The following is a 17,074-nucleotide window of genomic DNA, read 5'->3' as shown; positions in this document are numbered from 1 at the left end:
ATATTGCGTGCACGCAGCCGCCCGTCAATAACCCCAACGGGCTATGGCACGGTCGCCTTGCAATCAAGGTCCGTCCAGAGCCTTCGCCTCCGACGCCGGTGCTCCGGCCATGGCGTTCCCGTTGTCGCAAGGCATCGCGGACGCCCTGTCCGGAACGTCGGCACATGACCCACGGCGCGCGGCAAAGCATAAAATCCGGCTTTTAACCAAGACCGGCGGGTGCCTTGCCCTTCGTTGTGTGTTATGGCGGAAGCCCCATCCCCCTGTGGATCGAGTGACCGACCGATGTCCTACCTGTCGCAATCGCCTTACCGGCGGCCACAGCCGCAAAGTTCAGGGCGGTTGGTTGGCATCGTGGTGGTTATCCTTCTGCATGTCGGGGTGATCTACGCGCTGGTTACCGGCTTGGCCCGTGAGGTGGTCCATGTGATCACTGATCCGATCAAGACGGAAATCATCGAGGAAATCACGCCGGAGCAGCCGGAAACACCGCCGCCGCCGCCGCCGCCTAAGTTCGATACGCCGCCCCCGCCGTTCATTCCGCCGCCGGAGATCCAGATCTCCCAGCCGCCTCCGCCGACGACCACGGCGATCCAGGCGACGACGGCAGAACGTCCGCCGGTGGTCCAGCCGCCGACGCGCGTCGTGGCTCCGCCCGCGCCGCCGACGGGTGGCAAGATCGATGTGAGGAGCCTGCAAAGGAACCGCGCGGAATATCCGTCTCAATCCATCCGCCTGGAAGAGGAAGGCACGACCGTGTTGCGTTTGTTCTGCAACGCCGACGGCCGCATCTCCGACGCCACGGTGGAGAGGTCGAGCGGGCATGACCGCCTGGATAATGCCTGGCTGAGGGAAGCCAAACGTGGCCGCTGGCGCTGCGAGCCGCCCACGGCTGATGGCAAGCCCCAGGGCGCCTGGCTCCCGAGCCTGGTTCCGCTCACCTTCCGCCTTGAAGATGCGCGCTGATCCTCGCCGCATTGATCTTTATCGAAACACGTAAGTCTGAAAGCAGAGCTACGATGAACAAGCTGTTCACCCTGTCTGGCGTCAGCCGCATTGCCGCCACCGCCGCCCTGGTTGCCACGCTGTCGGCGCCAGTTTTCGCCCAGACCACTGAACCGGCCGCCCCGCCGGCCGAAGCGCCGGCCACCGAGGCTGTCGATCCGGCGGCCCCCGTCGATCCGCTGGCCCCGCCGGCCGCTGAAGTTCCCGCCGCTGATCCGCTGGCCGCCCCGGCCGCCGAGGAAGCCCCGGCCGAGGCCACCGAGCCCGAGGTCAACCCCTACGGTCTGTCGGCCATCATCAGCCACGGTGATTTCGTTGCGAAGTCCACTCTGGTCCTGATGCTGATCATGTCGGCCGGCACCTGGTACATCCTGGTGGTCAAGCTGATCGAGCAGTCCCGTCTGATGAGCCAGGCCAGCGCCGCAGAGCGTGACTTCTGGACCGCGGCTTCGGTTGCCGAGGGTGCGACCCGCCTGAAGGAGAATTCGGCTTTCCGCGGCGTCGTCGAAGACGGCCTGCGTGCGACCGAGCATCATGACGGCGCCCTGACCGACCATATCGACCTGCACACCTGGGTGACCATGTCGCTGCAGCGTTCGGTCGATGCCATCAATTCCCGTCTGCAGGGCGGCTTGGCCTTCCTGGCTTCCGTGGGCTCCACCGCTCCCTTCATCGGTCTGTTCGGTACGGTGTGGGGCATTCTGAACGCTCTGGTGGCCATCGGTCTGTCCGGTCAGGCTTCGATCGACAAGGTCGCCGGCCCCGTCGGTGAAGCGCTGATCATGACCGCCATCGGTCTGGCCGTCGCCGTGCCCGCCGTGCTGGCCTACAACTGGCTGACCCGCCGTAACAAGCTGGTCATGGATCGTCTGCGCAACTTCTCCTCCGATCTGCATGCCCTGCTGATCGCTGGCCAGAGTGCCAAGCCCGCCCGGAGCGCCTGATCATGGGGATGAGCGTCGGGCCCGCCAATGATGGCGAAGATTCGGTGGTGTCGGAGATCAATACGACGCCGCTCGTGGACGTGATGCTCGTTCTGCTGATCATCTTCCTGCTGACCATTCCGGTTGCTATTCAGACGATCCCCGTTGAGCTTCCCACCGAAGCCAACGTGCCGACTGTGACCAAGCCGGAAAATGTGACGATCGGTGTCGATGAAGACGGCAACATCTACTGGAATGCCACCCAGTTGCCGGACTACAACGCCCTGTTCGAGCGCATGAAGGAAGTGGCGGTGCTGGTGCCGCAGCCTGAGATCCACATCCGTGGTGATAAGGAAGGGCGGTACGAGTTCGTTGGCAAGGTCGTCGTGACTTGCCAGCGGGCTGGCATCCTGAAGATCGGCTTTATCACGGAGCCTCCCGCCGGGTTGATCGCTGGCCGTCGTTGACGGTCAGCCTTCTCCGCGGGACTGAAGGATAGGAGGCCCCCATGGGCATGAGTGTTGGGCCGGGTGCGACCGAGGAAGGCGCCACCGTCCCAGAAATGAACACGACACCACTCATCGACGTGATGTTGGTGTTGCTGGTCATGCTGATCATTACCATTCCGGTGCAGACCCATGCCGTGAAGCTCGACATGCCGGCGGGCCCGCCCCCGCCGCAGCAGAATGTCGTCGAGCCCGAGATCATCACCATCGAGGTGGATTTCGACGGCACGGTGATCTGGAGCGGTCAGGTTCTGCACAGCCGTGACGAGATGGAGCAGTTGATGACGGCGTATGCGGGCAAGGAACCGCAGCCGGAAGTTCATCTGCGTCCAAACAAGCTGGTGAAGTACAAGTACGTCGCGGCTGTTCTGGCATCTGCCCAGCGGCTCGGCCTGAACAAGATCGGCATGGTTGGTAACGAACAGTTCATGGACTGATCGTTATGGACGGGTTTAAGGCGCGTTTCTTTGAAGCCGCCTTAAACCTGCCGTCTTGACATGTTTGGATGATGCCAAGCGGCCAGATGGTTGGCTTTGTTTTCACCTGTCCAATGGGACCCGGCGCGAAGAGACAAGCGCCCCATTGGCCGATACCGAGATAGAGACATGATCCGCACCCGTCTTTTTACCGCCGCCCTGTTGGGGTCGGCCCTGGCATTTGGCTCCTTCGCCGCAGTGATGGCCCCGTCCGAGGCCTTTGCGCAGAAGTCCGGCGGTGAGAAGGGGGACACCGTGCGTCCCGCGGTCGGCACGCCGCTGCAGGCCGCGCAGGAACTGATGAAGGCCAAGAAGTTCAAGGAAGCCGTCACCAAGATCAAGGAAGCCGACGCGGTCACCGACAAGACCCCGTTCGAGAATTTCATGGTCGAGCAGATGCGCGCCATCGCCTCCTATCAGGCCGGCGATCTGGCCACGGCGGAGAAGTCGTTCGAGCAGGTCTTCGCGTCCGGCCGCATGCCGGCCGCACAGCAGCTCACCTTCACGCAGGCCCTGGCGCAGCAGTTCTATCAGCAGAAGAACTATACCAAGGCCATCGCCTGGACCCAGAAGTACTTCGCCGGCGGCGGTAACGATCAGAACATGCGGACCCTTCTGCTTCAGGCCTATTACCTGAACAAGGATTTCCCGAACGCGATCAAGGAAGTGTCCGCCAAGATCACCGCTGCCGAGCGCGCGGGGCAGACCCCGTCGGAACAGGACCTACAGCTCCTGGCGTCCGCCAACAATGAGAGCAAGAACGAAGCCGGCTATGTCCAGGCCCTGGAGAAGCTCGTTCGTTATCATCCCAAGCGTGACTACTGGCTGGATCTGCTGATGCGCACCCAGCGCAAGCAGGGCTTCGCCCGTGACCGTCTGGCGCTGGACAGCTATCGCCTGATGAACACGGTCGGCCTTCTGGACACGACCAACGATTATATGGAAATGGCCCAGCTTTCTTTGCAGGCCGGTAATCCGGGTGAGGCCAAGGGCCTGATCGACAAGGGTTATGCCGCCGGTCTGCTCGGCAAGGGTGCCGAGGCCGAGCGTCATAAGCGCCTGAAGGATCTGGCCGACCGTCAGGTGGCGGAAGACCAGAAGTCGCTGGCGCAGACCGAGAGGGAAGCTGTTGCCGGCGCCAATGGCGGCCCCATCCTGCGCGTGGCGGAAGCCTATGCGGGCTATGGCAACTATGAAAAGGCCGCCACGCTGGCCGAGGCCGCGATTGCCAAGGGCAACCTGCGCAACCCCGATGATGCCCGTCTGCGGCTGGTGACCTACTATCTGGCCCTGGGTCAGAAGGCAAAGGCCGAGACAACGCTGAAGGCCATCAAGTCCACCGATGGGCCGGCCGATCTGGGTCGTCTCTATATGTTGCACGCCGCCAAGACGAAGTAAGAAACAGGGCGGACGGCATCGCCGTCCGCCCTTTTCCCATCCGTTCTTTTTCTGATCAGGCGCGAAAGACACTTGGCTTTCGCGGCGCCCCGGTTTTTGCCTGCCGGGTACCGTCGGATCCACCATGTCGGATTTGGAACCCTTCTTCCGTCCCCGACTTCAGTATCCTGAACGCGCCCTGCGGTTGCGGCGCGAAGGCCGCGTGATTGTCGAATTCTGTATCGGCCAGGACGGTGCGCCCCAGGATGTCCGGGTTGTCGAAGCCGTGCCACCGGGCCTGTTCGAACAATCGGCCCTGCGCTATGCGGCTGGTCTGCGGTATCATCCCGGGGAAGGAAAGCGCCCGCACCCGGTGGAGTCCATGGGGCAGGCCATCGGGCAGGCCATGGGGCAGGGGCGTCAGCGCCTTGAAGTCCGGTTCGAGATGCGCGGTCAGGCCTGATTGATGATGCCGGCGGCTGACCGAACAGTGGCGACGTGGCGGATTGCTTCTTCCCAAAACACCCCTTAATCCCTATCTATATCGCGTTGCCGGGTGATCGCAGCCCGCCTTGAGATTGGAGATTACCCATGGGCGCCATGAGCCTCTGGCATTGGATCATCGTTCTGGTTGTTGTGCTGCTGGTGTTTGGTGCCGGCAAGCTGCCCAATGTCATGGGCGACATGGCCAAGGGCGTGAAGGCCTTCAAGAAGGGCATGCGGGACGAGGATGCAGCACCGGAATCCGACCCTAAGCTGACGGATGCGAAGCCGGGCGACAACAAGGGCGCCTGACGGCGTCGCCATATCCCGCTGATATGTTGATACAGGTTCCGCAGAAAGGGGCCGGGCCCATTGCCCGGCCCCTTTTTCGTGCATCGGCGGCTTCTTGAGCGGCCATTCGCCGGTTTTCCGCCAAGGTCGGGGGAAATCCCTTCTCCCGCCCCCGATCCCGGTTCATCATGGCGTGAAAGACCGTCGGGGAGGGGAACCTTGAGTGGCGAGCAGGGGGAATTGACCCTGGCCGATGTCCAGTATCTGGCAGCCGACCGCACGCCGGAGGCGCGGGCGGCTATGGTGGCCAAGCTCGTCCGCACCGCGGAGGTCGGATTGCTGGCTGGAACCGGCCAGGCATTGCTGGGCGATCTGCTGATGCGTCTGGCGCGTGACACCGCCGTTCAGGTGCGCGAGGCGGTGGCCTGGCAAATCTATAACAGCCCGCTTCTGACCGATGAACTGGCCCATGCGCTGGCCATGGATATCACGACAGTGGCATTTCCGCTGCTGCGCCACGGGCAGGAACTGGCGGACGACCTGTTGCTGGGGGTGATCCGGCAAGGCAGGGCGGACAAGCAGATGGCCATCGCCGCCCGCGACCATCTGTCGGCTGCGGTCAGCGAGGCGCTCGCCGCCCTGGGCAATCTGGCGGTGATTGCCACCCTGGCCGGGAACGAGGGCGCCGATCTGGGTGAGGCGGCGCTGCTGTCCCTGGCCGATCGTTTCGCCCATGTGCCGATGGTGGCCGAGCCGCTGGCCGGCCGTGCCATCCTGCCATCCAGCGTGGTGGAACGGCTGGTGGCGGGGATGTCGGCGCGTGTGCGCGATCTGCTGGTGCAGCGCCACCGCCTGTCCCCGGCGGTCGCCGAGGAGGTGACGGCGCGGGGGCGGGATTCCGTTACATTGGCCCTGTTGCGTCCATTGCCGCGCGACGGGATGGATGCCGAAGCGCTGGCGGTCCATCTTCACCAGCATGGCCGGCTGTCCGTGTCCCTGCTGCTGCGTACATTATGTGCCGGAGATTTCGCCTTCTTTGCCGCTGGCATCGCCGCCAAATCGAGGGTTGCGCCCGACAATGCCCTGGGGCTGATGCGGGAAGGCAAATGGGAGGGCATGCGCGCCCTGCTCGACCACGCCCATGTGCCCCGGCATCTGCACCTGCCCTTCCAGGTGGCACTGCGTGTGGCCCGCCAGCTTGACTATGCCGGCGGCAATGACGGGCGGGAGGCATTCCAGACGGATGTGCTGGGCCGCCTTTATCTGGAATGCGGTCAGTCCGAGGAACGTGCCATGGATGAATTGCTGCTGCAGCTTTTCGATCAGAAAAGCGATGCGATGATCGATGAGGCCATGGAAAAGGCGGGCCTGATGTTCCTGCCGCTGCGCGGGGCAGTTCCCCGTTAACGGGAGTGGTTTGCCGGCAGCAGCCCCCATCCCGGTTCAGAACAGGTTGCCCTGGGGCGGTTCGCCGCGGCGCGGGCGGGCTGGCCGTGCAGGACGGGGTGGCGGCGGGGCAGGGGCGGCCGGTGCATCCCCGATGACGGCGCCGGTGCTGCCATCCTGGAAGCCAATGGTCACCGCCTGTCCTTCGATCAGGCCCGCGGCCCTGGTCACGGGCGCCCCGTCGGTATCGGTGACCAGGGCGAAGCCGCGCGACAGCACCCCTCGATAGGACACGCTTTCCAGAAGGCGGCCCAGTTGGGCCAGCCTTTCCGTCTGTGCCGAGAGGGCGGCGCGGTGCGCCCTTTCCATGCGGGCCGGCAAATCGGCCAGCCGGTCCGTGCCGCCCCCGATGGCCCCGCGGATGGCCCGGTCGGACAGCCGGTCGGCGATGCGGTGATAATGTCCCTGTGACAGGCGGATGGACCCTTCCAGTCCCGTGCGCAGGGCACGGCCGGCCCCGTCAAGCCGCGCACCGGCAACCTGCAGCAATTCTCGCGGGTGGCGCAGCTTCAGCCCCAGCTGACGGACCACGGTGACCCGCCGCTCGATGCCGGCGCGGATGCACAGGGTCAGCCGTTCGCCCCGGTCATCCAGGCGCTGCACCAGCCCCTCCAGCAGGCTGCGCGGATCGCCCAGGCCGCGCGACAATCCCTGGACATAGGTCCGGCGCTGATCCAGCGCGCGGCTGATGGCATTGTGCAGCCGTCTTTCATCGTCCAGCACCTGGCCCAACAGTTCGGACCGGACGGGCACGGCCATTTCGGCTGCGGCCGTCGGGGTCGGTGCGCGGCGGTCGGCGGCGAAATCGATCAGGGTCGTGTCGGTTTCGTGACCCACAGCGGAGATCAGGGGGATGCGGCTGTCGGCCGCCGCGCGCACCACGACCTCTTCATTGAAGGCCATCAGGTCTTCCAGGCTGCCGCCGCCACGGGCCACGATCAGCAGGTCGGGCCGGGGCACCCGCCCGCCGGGGGGCAGGCTGTTGAAGCCCTGGATGGCGCGTGCGACCTGCTGGGCCGCCCCTTCCCCCTGTACGGCGACGGGCCACAACAGGACGTGGCGGGGAAAACGGTCGGCCAGCCGGTGCAGGATATCGCGGATGACGGCACCGGTCGGACTGGTCACCACGCCGATGGTCCCGGGCAGGAAGGGCAAAGGCTGCTTGCGCTCCGCATTGAACAGCCCCTCGGCAGCCAGCCGGCGCTTGCGCTCCTCCAGCATCTTCAGCAGCGCGCCTTCGCCCGCCAGTTCCATATTGTCGATGACAAGCTGATACTGGCTGCGGCCGGCATAGGTGGTCAGCTTGCCTGTGCAGACCACTTCCATCCCGTCTTCCGGCCGGATGGCCAGCCGTGCGGCAGTGCCCTTCCAGCATACCGCCTCGATCACGGCGCCATCATCCTTGAGCCGCAGATAGAGGTGGCCGGATGAATGGCGCTTGGGCTGGCTGATCTCCCCGCGCACCCGGACATAGCCGAAGGCATCCTCCACGGTGCGCTTGACGGCGCGGGCCAGGTCGCTGACCGATTGTTCGGGCAGGTTGCTACCGGGGCGGGCGGGCGGGGTGTCGGTGAGGAAATCGCTCATGATGGCCTGATCATACGGGCTCCCGGCGGGTGATGCCAGTGGCAGAGGCGCCTCTGCCAAGGGGGCCATCCAGCCCCCGGTAGCAGGTCCGGCGGAACATTGCCGTAACAGGTTTGTTTCCGCACTGGCCGAACGGCCTCGCCACCGGTTACTCTGGCCGTCTTCGGTCTCATTCGGAATGGATCATGCGCATCATCCTGCGGGTATTTGCCATCATCGGCTTCCTGTCGGTCGTCCTGGTTGCCGGCCTCATCGCTCTGGGCATCCATTTTGCCAACCGCAAGCCGACATTGCCCGACAATATCGTGCTGGAACTGGATCTGGAGCAGCCATTGGTGGAGGCGGCGGCCACGGACCCGGTGGCCGGCCTGCTGATGGGCCAGAACACGCGGACCGTGCAGGAGGTGGTGCGCGCCCTGGGCCGCGCGGCCGCGGACCCGCGCGTGAAGGGCATCGTCGCCCGCACCGGCGACAGCGTGCATTCCCTTGCCGTCACGCAGGAACTGCGCGAAAGCATCATCGCCCTGCGCAAGGAGGGGCGCTTTGCCATCGTCCATGCCGAAAGTTTCGGCGAAACAGGCAATGGCATGCAACCCTACCTGCTGGCTACGGCCTTCGATCAGGTCTGGATGCAGCCGTTGGGCGACCTGGCCATCACTGGCATCCGGGCCGAACTGGCATTCCTGCGCGGCACGCTGGACAAGCTGAAGGTGGAGCCGCAGTTCCGCAAGCGGGAGGAATACAAGACCTTCGCCGAGCAATACACGGAAACCGGCCCCACCCCGGCCAATCGTGAGGCTACCGAAGCCCTGGTGGGCGATATTTTCGACCAATGGGTGGCCAGCGTGGCCCAGGGCCGTGGCCTGGACGAGGCCGTCGTGCGTGCTGCCGTGGACCGGGCACCGCTGATGGATGGCGAAGCGGTGGATGCCAAGCTGATCGACAAGCTGGGCTATTGGGACGAGGCCGTGGAATGGGCCCTGGGGCGTGCCGCCCTGGCCGGCGGGCCTGCGGAACTGGTCAGCCTGCATGATTATTTCCTGGCTGCGGCCGGCGATGCCACCGACCTGGGCGGCACGCAGGCCCCGCTGATCGCCATCATCGTCGGCGAGGGCGCCATCATGCGGGGCGACAGCCGGTCCGATCCCCTGTCGGGGGAAGAGACGTTCGGTGCCGCCACCATCGCCGCGGCCTTCGACGAGGCCATCGGGAACGATCAGGTGAAGGCCATCCTGTTCCGCGTCGACAGCCCCGGCGGCAGCGCCGTGGCATCGGAGGTGGTGCGGCGTAAGGTGGTGAAGGCCCGGGAAGTCGGCAAGCCGGTGATCATCTCGATGGGCGCCGTGGCCGCCTCGGGTGGCTATTGGGTGTCCATGGGCGCCGATCGCATCGTGGCCCAGCCCGGCACCATCACCGGGTCCATCGGGGTGCTGGCAGGCAAGCTGGTCACCCGGGGGCTGACCGATTGGGCCGGCGTGAATTTCGAACCTGTCAGCCGGGGCGCCAATGCCGGCATGTGGTCGTCCAACGAGCCCTTCACCCCGGCACAGGAGGAACGGCTGGGCGCCTTCCTGGACAATACCTATCAGGCCTTTGTCCGTGGCGTCGCCGAAGGCCGCGGCATGGCACCGGAACGGGTGGCGGAACTGGCAAAGGGCCGCGTCTATACCGGCCGCCAAGCGCTGGAACTGGGGCTGGTCGATGCGCTGGGCGGCTATACGACGGCCCTGGCGGAACTGCGGACAGCCCTGAAGCTGGAGCCGGGCACCCCGCTGAGTGCCATCAGCCTGCCGCACAAGCGTTCGCAGTTCGACCTGCTGATGGACATGCTGTCGGGCAACAGCCGCGTTGCCCTGGGTGATGCGCTGACGGCGCATGTGGCGGGGCGGTCGCTGGGGCCGCTGCGCCCGGTCATGTCCGAACTGGCGCCACACCTGTCGGCTGATCAGGACATGGTTGCCCTGATGCCCGCCATGGTTCGCCAGGGCTTCTGATACCGGGGGCTGCCGGCCCGGCGCCCGTGCGCCGCAAGCCCAAGCCGCCGGATGGCGCCGCCCGGCGCTTGAGGTGCCGAAAACCTTGACCATCGGTCAAGGTTTTCGGCCGATGGTATGATTGCCGCGGCGGTGAGCCCTCCTGGAGCCGTGACAAGGGGGTATCACGCTCCGGGCGGCTGCAGGCAGCGTGCAGGTTTCCGATCGGCCGTTCCGGCGGGACAGGCCCGGGATGCTTCAGGCGGCGACGACCCGGTTGCGACCTTCAATCTTGGCTGTATTCAGAGCACGCTCGGCGCGCAGCAGCCAATGATCGAGCGTATCGGTCTCGGCCAGGGCCGCCACGCCGATACTGACCGTCAGGCGTCGGCGGTCGGTACCGCCATTGCCGCTATGTTCCACGGCGAGCCGTACCTGTTCGGCCATGGCCAGGCCATTGGCGATATCGGTTTCCGGCAACAGCACCGCGAAATGATCCCCGTCCAGCCGGCCCAGCCGGTCCCCGGGGCGCAGCGCGTCCTGGCAGGCGGCGCGGAACACGACCAGGCTGCTGTCGCCGGCGGCTTGGCCGAAGCGCTCGTTGATCGTCCTCAGACCATCGACATCCAGCAGCAGCAGGCTGACGGGCCGGCCCTGGGCACGGGCCTGTTCCAGTCCGGCCAGCACCGTTTCCAGCATGACACGGCGGTGCGGCACGCCGGTCAGCGGGTCCAGGCGCGCCATGTCGCGGTAATGCTCCTCCAGACGCACGCGGTTGGCCCTTTCTTCGTTCAGGCGAAGCCGTTGCCGGCGCAGGCAGCACAGGATGGTGGCCGCAGCCAGCATCAACACCGCAGCGCCCGCCGCGATCAGCCAGTTTTGCGGCGTGCCAGGGCCGGCTGGCAACGCGGGCGCATAAAGGAAGCTTGTCGGATCGAACCGGCGTGGTATCAGCCCGGCCGCCGCGAACCCTTCGGCGATGTGACGCCAACGGCCTGGATGCATATAGCCGATCTCCACCATGTCGGCGATCATCAGCCGGCTGATCTCCTCCGCTTCGAACGCCAGACGCGGCCGGTCCAGGTGCGGGGCATACCGCGCCAGGATCAGGTCGATGGCGGCCGCCGGGTCGGCCAGGGCGTCGCGCCAGCCGCGCAGGCTGGCCTGCCGGAAGGCCTCCACCGTCCGTGGAGACTGGCGCAGCATGGCCTCGCTGGTGAAAAGCGTGTCGCCGTAGAAATCGATGCCGGCTGATCGGGGGGAGAAAACCTGATAGGGTACCCCGGCCACCCGCATGTCATAAGGTTCGCTGGTGGTATAGGCGGTGATCGCCTCCGCCTCGCCCCGGATCAGAGGGGCCACCGACCCCGGATGGGGCAGGATGGTCAGCCTTTCCAGTGGCACGCGCTCCACGGCCAGATAGGCCAGAAGTTCCTCCGCGTGGGTTTCCAGCAAGAGCCGGTGACCGGGCAGGGCGTGGACATGGTCGGGGCCACCGGCCTGCCGGGCCAGCAGCACGAAGGGGGAATGCTGCATCAGCACCGCCAGCGCCACGACGGGGCGCCCCCGGGCCCAATCCACGATCAGGCCGGCGCTGCCCACGCCGAAATCGGCCTCCCCATCCACCACCCGGGCGGCAGCGTCGATGGTGGGTCCCCCTTCGATGATGCGGACATCGAGGCCGGCTTCCCGGTAATAACCGCGTTCCAGCGCCAGATAGAAGCCGGCCCCCTGGAACTGATGCAACCATTTCAATTGCAGCCGGACAGGCACGGGCGGGCCGGCGGGCACCTGCGCCCGGCCCGGCAGCGCCGAGGACAGCAGCAACAGGAGCAGCAGCCCCAGCAGCAGCCCCAGCAGTGGGCGGACGGTCTGGTCTGGTCCGGTCATTGCCGGCTTATGGCGGCCATTTCCCGTGGCGGGCAGCCTGTCATTCTCAACCATGCGGGATATCGGCATCGTGGGGCACCATCTGGGGATGGAAAGGGACCATCCGGCCAGCTTTCATGGGCTTGAAGGCGCAGAGCGCGGGTGATCCCGCATCATTCCGGCTCCTCCTTCACTTCCTCCTCCATCAGGCCCATGGGTTCCGCCTTGTCCTCGTCGGGCTTGCCCATCACGTCGGTTCCCCAGTCGGCGACCAGGACGCTGCGCCGTTCCTCCAGTTCCCGGATGCGGGACTGGGCGCGCAGGGTGACAATGGCGGCCACGATCTGGGGGATGAAGAAATACATCAGCCAGCCGATGGCCGCCGCACCGAACATGACCAGCCAGGTTCCGGGTTCGGCCAGCAGGCGCAGGGTGACACCCATCTCGTGTCCCTGTTGCCAGAGCTGGACGGCGAAGGGTGCGATCCCGCACAGGTTCATCGCCCCGACGGTCAGCGCCGCCGATTTCTCCGGATCGCGGTCGATCATATAGGCGACGATCGTGGGGGCCAGCCCGGCCAGCAGCAGCACGCTGGTCGGCATCATCATCAGGCCCGCCGGCATCAGCAGCAAGAGCAGCAGCAAGGCGCTGCCGCTGCGGCGTGGAGGCTTGCGTCCCGCCCGCGCGCTCATGACAGCCTCAACATGTAGATCACGGTGCTGACCATGGTCAGGCCGGCGATGATGGAGGTGACGACGGCGGCCACCTGCCGGCCCATGCCGTCGGCGGCACCGGTGCGGTCGGCGCCCTGCTGGCGCAGACGCTCGATCTGGCGTGTCAGGCCTTCATACTGGCGCATGGCCGTCAGGAAACCCTTGTCGTCGGCGCGGATGGCATCGATGTTGTCGACGATGCGCACCAGCCCGTCCAGCACGCCATCCCGCGCCACCTGCGTCACTTCCGCCTTGATCTTCTCGCGTGTCTCCCGGTTCTTGAACCGCTTGAACACCGGTTCCATCAGGCTGACCAGCCAGCCGCAGAGGTTGGGCAGGCGGGCTGGCCCGAAACGGTTCTGCACATCGGCCAGGATGGTCAGCATGGCGATCATGCGCCGTGCGGGGTCGTGCGGGTTGGACAGCGGAGCCAGCAGCCGGTCGTTCAGCTTCTTGTGATGCGTCGTGATGAAACCGATGACATGGCGATCCACGGGGTCGCGCCCGCGATTGGGCTTTTGCGCGATCTGGTCCAGGGCCGACAGAAGCTCCGCCGGGGTCAGTACATAATGGTCGCGCAACTGTGGCGACAGGCAGGGGCAGGCGGGGCACAATTCATAGACGATGCGCTCCACCCCGAACCCCAGCCCGATATGTTCCAGCAGGGCGCGGTAGCCGTCGAAGGCCTGCACCATGGGCACATATTCCGGTTTGAAATCGGGCTGGCAATTGACCCAGAAATGCGGGAATTGCGCGATCACGAATTCCGCGAACGGCTGCACACTGGCATTCTGCCAGATGGCCTCCGCCAGTGCCGGCCCCAGCCCGTCGGGCAGGACGGAAATCCCGCGGTAGCGGATGGGGGCCGGCGGGTCCAGCGCGATGGAGACACGGGTGACCAGCTTGTCTTCCTGGCTGGCGCCACGGCCGCCGGCGCTCGCCGACGATATGGCGCTCTGCATGGCTTCCGCGCGTGTTTCGTCGCCAACGGAACGGCGAACCCATTTTTCCACATCCCCGCGTTCGATCAGCGCGGCGGCGGCCGCGCTGTGCCGGGCCAGGCCCCGCGCCAGGGCCCGGCAATGCATCAGTTCCTCGCCCTGGAACTCGAACGGCCGGGCGCCGCGCCGCGGGATCTGCGGCTGTTTGGGCGACAGGCGCCGGCCCTGCAGCCACAGGTCCAGGTCCGACAGCGACCAGCGCTGGCGCGGATCATCGGTCATCAGGCCGCGCAGCGGTTCCACCAGGCTTTGCGGCAGACGGACCTGGCTGGTCAGGGCCGGATAGGTGCCCCGGTCCATCTTCAGCTTCAGCACCGCCTCGTCATCCAGATCCGCCAGCGGATTGCGGCCCAGATACAGGGTCAGCAGCGTGACGCCCAGCGCATAGAGATCGTCGCCGATCGTGCCCGGCCCGCGGCCGGAGGGCTGGGCCATGCCCCGTTCGATGGTTTCCACCAGGACGGGCTGGCCATAGCCGACGGGGGTGGACAGGCAGTCGCCGATGGTCAGCGCGGACGAGGCGGGGTCCTTCAGGAACAGGTTGGTCGGCCGGATGGCGCCACAGGTGAAGCCGCGGGCATTCATCTCCCGCAAGGCAAACAGCAGCGAGGGCATGATCGTCCGGATGATCTGGTCGTCCGGCAGGGGTTCGCGCGTTTCGCTCAGGTCCTGCATGGCGCGGCGGCCGCCCGGCCGCTCGAAGACCAGCACGAATCGGCGCCGGCCGTCGGGCGTCCAATCCACCGTTCCCCAGTCCATCAGGCGCATGATGTTGGGGTTCTCCACCGTGCGGAAAACGCTCATCACCTCGATGCGGGCCGGCACGGGCCGGTCGGTGACGATGGCGAAGGTTTCCGTCTTGCGGTCGCGGCTCAGCCGGGCGGCATAGGCAGCCCCCCCGGCCGAATCCAGCGCGGGCAGGGGGGTTCCGGGCATGATCTCGCAACGCCCGCCCAGATCGACGGGGCCGGCCGGAACAAGCTCCGCCTTGCCGCGCCGGTCAGGGCCGACGGGCGGTTCATCGGGAGCGGCGCTGCGGGCCATGACGGGCATCGGTCTCCGGCTGGATGATCTCGGCAGGCCGGGACGCCGGCCGGTGCGATCATCGCAAACCCCATGCGAATGCACAATGCCAGCCAAAAGAGACAGATGGTGTTGCCGGCCGGGCCTCATACGTATCTGCATTGATCAGAACCTATGGCCCTGATCAATGCATCCCTCATACGTCGGGCGCCGCCATCCGGCGGCTTTTGGCTCACGCGCGCATGGGCGCGCGAACGCTCAACGCGCCAACCGAGGTGCGATGAGTTCGACTAACCGCACCTCGGTATCAGTTCTGATGGCGCAGGTCCAGAATCTGCGCACCGCTGAGCGGCCGGTAGTAGAAATAGCCCTGCCCATAGTCGCAACCGGCATCGGCCAGCATGACGAGTTGCTGAAGATGTTCGATCCCCTCCACCACGGTCTGCATGCCCAGCCGCCGGGCCAGGGCGACGATGAACTGCACGATTGCCAGTTGGCGTTCATTCTCCACGACATTGTCGACGAAGCTCTTGTCGATCTTCAGGGTGTGCGCTGGACAGTCGGCCAGGAGCGACAGGGTCGAATGCTCACGCCCGAAATCGTCGATGGCAACGCGGAAGCCGGCCCGGATGATCCGCAGCATTTCCTGCATGATGACAGGGTCGGTCAAGACACCTTCGGTCAGTTCCAGCTCGATCTTGCCGCGTTCCAGGCCCAGGCGGTCGCATTCCTCGATCAGCACCTCCAGCACGCTGGGCGCGCAATTGTTGGGCTGTAGCTGCAAGGGCGAGACGTTCAGCGACAGGCAGATATCCTGGCCTGCTTGCCGCCATGCGCATTTCTGTCGCAAGGCTTCACGCAATGTCCATTCGCCAATGGGCACGATGGTCCGCGTGCTTTCGGCCAGCGGGATGAATTCTGCGGGGGAGAGGGCCCCCAGCTCGGGATGCTGCCAGCGCAACAGCGCCTCCACCCCGAACACACGGCCGGCCCGGATGTCGATCTTGGGCTGATAGAGCAGCGACATGCCACTGCCGCCGCGGCAGAACCACAACCCGTCCTCGATGGCGCGCTGACGGGCCAGACGCTGCCGCAACGCCTGTGCGAAATGGCCGACCCGTTGACCGGCACGCAGCGCCTCACGCCGGGCCGTGCGGGCCGCCATCACCAGCATGTCCATGTTGTCCGCGGCTTCGGGATAACTGGCCACACCGCAGGTCAACGACAGATGCACCGTGCCGGCGTGCAGATTCAACGGCACCTCCAGCACATGCAGCAAGGCCTCCACATCCTTGCAGGCATCAGGCAGCAGAGCCGCGAACCGCTCGCTGTCGAAGCGGGCCAGAAGCACGTCCGACCCGAAAGCCATTTCCAGCCGCCGGCGAACCACCTGCAGAAGGTCTATGGATTCTTCGAAGCCCAGGCGGGAGATCAGGCCCTCGTAATCGTTGAGTTCGATATAGATTACCGTGGGATGAAGACCACCGGCCGCCATCAGGGGCAATCGTCGGCTGCCCAGCGCGATGAACCCGTGCTTATTATAAAGGCCCGTTAGGGGATCATGCAACAACTCCACATTATTGTAGAGATTGTCGGGCGGATAGGATGGAGGTGCTAACCTGATATCGTCGATGCTCAGCATATGGCACCTGTGATGCGGATGCCTTGAATGTTAATGAATTCAAATAAAATCCATAGGTATGCAGACGGTTAGGTTTCCAATATTCCAAAGAGACTTTGAGGTAAATTGTCGAGGCATATGATTTTGTGAAGGTCCCAGGGGAAGGGGCATAGCCGCACCCTTCCCCTGGGACCGCGCCGGGATCAGGCCGGCTCCACATGCAAGGTGGCGCCGTCCACGCGGGTGACGCGCACCCGCGTGCCGACGGGCAATTCCTCATTGCCGGCCACCCGCCAGACGCTGTCACCGATGCGGGCGCGGCCATACCCGTTGCTCAGTGCTTCCTCCAGCACCAGCACGCGGCCGACATACTGGTCGGCGCGGCGGTTCAGGGTCGTGGCGGTATTGTCCAACGGTTCCCGACCGGCATAGCGGCGGGACAGCAGCCAGGCGGCCACGGCCAGGGCGCCGAACAGCGCCACCTGGACGGGTTCCGGCAGGTCGACAGCCAGGACGACCAGCCCTGTCAGGCCAGCGGCACCGGCCACCCACAGAAACGCCGCCCCTGGAATGAACATTTCCAGCGCTGCCAGCGCCAACGCTAGGCACCACCAGTACCAGAACAGGATGCGCAATCCGTCCATGCTCTTTCCCTCCCCCTTGCCGATGCCGTCAGGTGGTCGGGTTGTCGCCCCAGGGCGACGGCGGGCGGGACGCGGGGGGCGGGGTGGTGGCGGGCGGGCGGGAGATCGGAAGAGCACACGTCTGAACTCCAGTCAC

The 17,074-nt window shown here is 65.7% G+C and carries 15 protein-coding genes; 9 read left to right on the top strand and 6 right to left on the bottom strand.

All coding sequences use genetic code 11. The features are described 5' to 3' along the window. The first annotated feature begins 285 nt into the window (after positions 1-285). The 8 genes from ACM9LZ_RS22675 (at position 286) to ACM9LZ_RS22640 (ending at position 6,468) form a co-directional block, all read left to right on the top strand. Complete coding sequence (locus tag ACM9LZ_RS22675; protein WP_416621807.1) at positions 286-966, top strand: energy transducer TonB; 681 nt, start codon at positions 286-288, stop codon at positions 964-966. 53 nt (positions 967-1,019) lie between these two features. Further along, on the top strand, positions 1,020-1,949 hold the full coding sequence (locus tag ACM9LZ_RS22670) for a MotA/TolQ/ExbB proton channel family protein (RefSeq protein ID WP_416621806.1): 930 nt from the start codon (positions 1,020-1,022) through the stop codon (positions 1,947-1,949). A 2-nt stretch (positions 1,950-1,951) separates the two neighbouring features. Continuing rightward, positions 1,952-2,395: an ExbD/TolR family protein gene (locus ACM9LZ_RS22665; RefSeq protein ID WP_416621805.1), complete on the top strand. Its 444-nt coding sequence runs from the start codon at positions 1,952-1,954 to the stop codon at positions 2,393-2,395. Between the two features lie 41 nt (positions 2,396-2,436). After that, a complete protein-coding gene (locus ACM9LZ_RS22660; RefSeq protein WP_416621804.1) occupies positions 2,437-2,871 on the top strand; it encodes an ExbD/TolR family protein in 435 nt (144 codons plus the stop codon). A 168-nt stretch (positions 2,872-3,039) separates the two neighbouring features. Further along, the gene (locus ACM9LZ_RS22655; protein WP_416621803.1) at positions 3,040-4,308 is read left to right on the top strand and encodes a tetratricopeptide repeat protein; all 1,269 of its coding nucleotides are present in this window, start codon (positions 3,040-3,042) and stop codon (positions 4,306-4,308) included. Between the two features lie 124 nt (positions 4,309-4,432). Continuing rightward, positions 4,433-4,750: an energy transducer TonB gene (locus ACM9LZ_RS22650; protein WP_416621802.1), complete on the top strand. Its 318-nt coding sequence runs from the start codon at positions 4,433-4,435 to the stop codon at positions 4,748-4,750. Between the two features lie 128 nt (positions 4,751-4,878). Next, positions 4,879-5,082: a twin-arginine translocase TatA/TatE family subunit gene (locus ACM9LZ_RS22645; RefSeq protein WP_416621801.1), complete on the top strand. Its 204-nt coding sequence runs from the start codon at positions 4,879-4,881 to the stop codon at positions 5,080-5,082. 198 nt (positions 5,083-5,280) lie between these two features. Then, a complete protein-coding gene (locus tag ACM9LZ_RS22640) occupies positions 5,281-6,468 on the top strand; it encodes a DUF2336 domain-containing protein (RefSeq protein ID WP_416621800.1) in 1,188 nt (395 codons plus the stop codon). 36 nt (positions 6,469-6,504) lie between these two features. Here the strand turns inward: ACM9LZ_RS22640 and xseA are convergent, their stop codons facing one another. Further along, on the bottom strand, positions 6,505-8,094 hold the full coding sequence (xseA, locus tag ACM9LZ_RS22635) for an exodeoxyribonuclease VII large subunit (protein ID WP_416621799.1): 1,590 nt from the start codon (positions 8,092-8,094) through the stop codon (positions 6,505-6,507). A 185-nt stretch (positions 8,095-8,279) separates the two neighbouring features. On the opposite strand from xseA, the gene sppA reads away from it, so the two are divergent. Then, positions 8,280-10,088 (top strand): signal peptide peptidase SppA, encoded by a 1,809-nt coding sequence (sppA, locus tag ACM9LZ_RS22630; protein WP_416621798.1) that lies wholly within the window; start codon positions 8,280-8,282, stop codon positions 10,086-10,088. A gap of 237 nt (positions 10,089-10,325) precedes the next feature. On the opposite strand, the gene ACM9LZ_RS22625 is transcribed toward sppA, so the two are convergent. The 5 genes from ACM9LZ_RS22625 to ACM9LZ_RS22605 all read right to left on the bottom strand — a co-directional run bounded on the left by ACM9LZ_RS22625 (position 10,326) and on the right by ACM9LZ_RS22605 (position 16,938). Continuing rightward, entirely contained in the window at positions 10,326-11,957 is a 1,632-nt protein-coding gene (locus tag ACM9LZ_RS22625) for an ABC transporter substrate-binding protein (protein WP_416621797.1), read from the bottom strand. A 152-nt stretch (positions 11,958-12,109) separates the two neighbouring features. Beyond that, the gene (locus ACM9LZ_RS22620) at positions 12,110-12,628 is read right to left on the bottom strand and encodes a hypothetical protein (RefSeq protein ID WP_416621796.1); all 519 of its coding nucleotides are present in this window, start codon (positions 12,626-12,628) and stop codon (positions 12,110-12,112) included. Next, positions 12,625-14,694: a serine/threonine-protein kinase gene (locus ACM9LZ_RS22615; RefSeq protein WP_416621795.1), complete on the bottom strand. Its 2,070-nt coding sequence runs from the start codon at positions 14,692-14,694 to the stop codon at positions 12,625-12,627. The genes ACM9LZ_RS22620 and ACM9LZ_RS22615 overlap by 4 nt, the downstream gene beginning before the upstream one ends. Before the next feature lie 286 nt (positions 14,695-14,980). Then, complete coding sequence (locus ACM9LZ_RS22610; RefSeq protein WP_416621794.1) at positions 14,981-16,315, bottom strand: putative bifunctional diguanylate cyclase/phosphodiesterase; 1,335 nt, start codon at positions 16,313-16,315, stop codon at positions 14,981-14,983. A 182-nt stretch (positions 16,316-16,497) separates the two neighbouring features. Continuing rightward, the gene (locus ACM9LZ_RS22605) at positions 16,498-16,938 is read right to left on the bottom strand and encodes an NfeD family protein (protein WP_416621793.1); all 441 of its coding nucleotides are present in this window, start codon (positions 16,936-16,938) and stop codon (positions 16,498-16,500) included. Positions 16,939-17,074: the final 136 nt, after the last annotated feature.

This window comes from Niveispirillum fermenti (genome assembly GCF_048066175.1).
Lineage (GTDB): Bacteria > Pseudomonadota > Alphaproteobacteria > Azospirillales > Azospirillaceae > Niveispirillum > Niveispirillum fermenti.
Note: the sequence above shows the minus strand (reverse complement) of the source record. Positions and strands in the feature narration are given on the sequence as shown.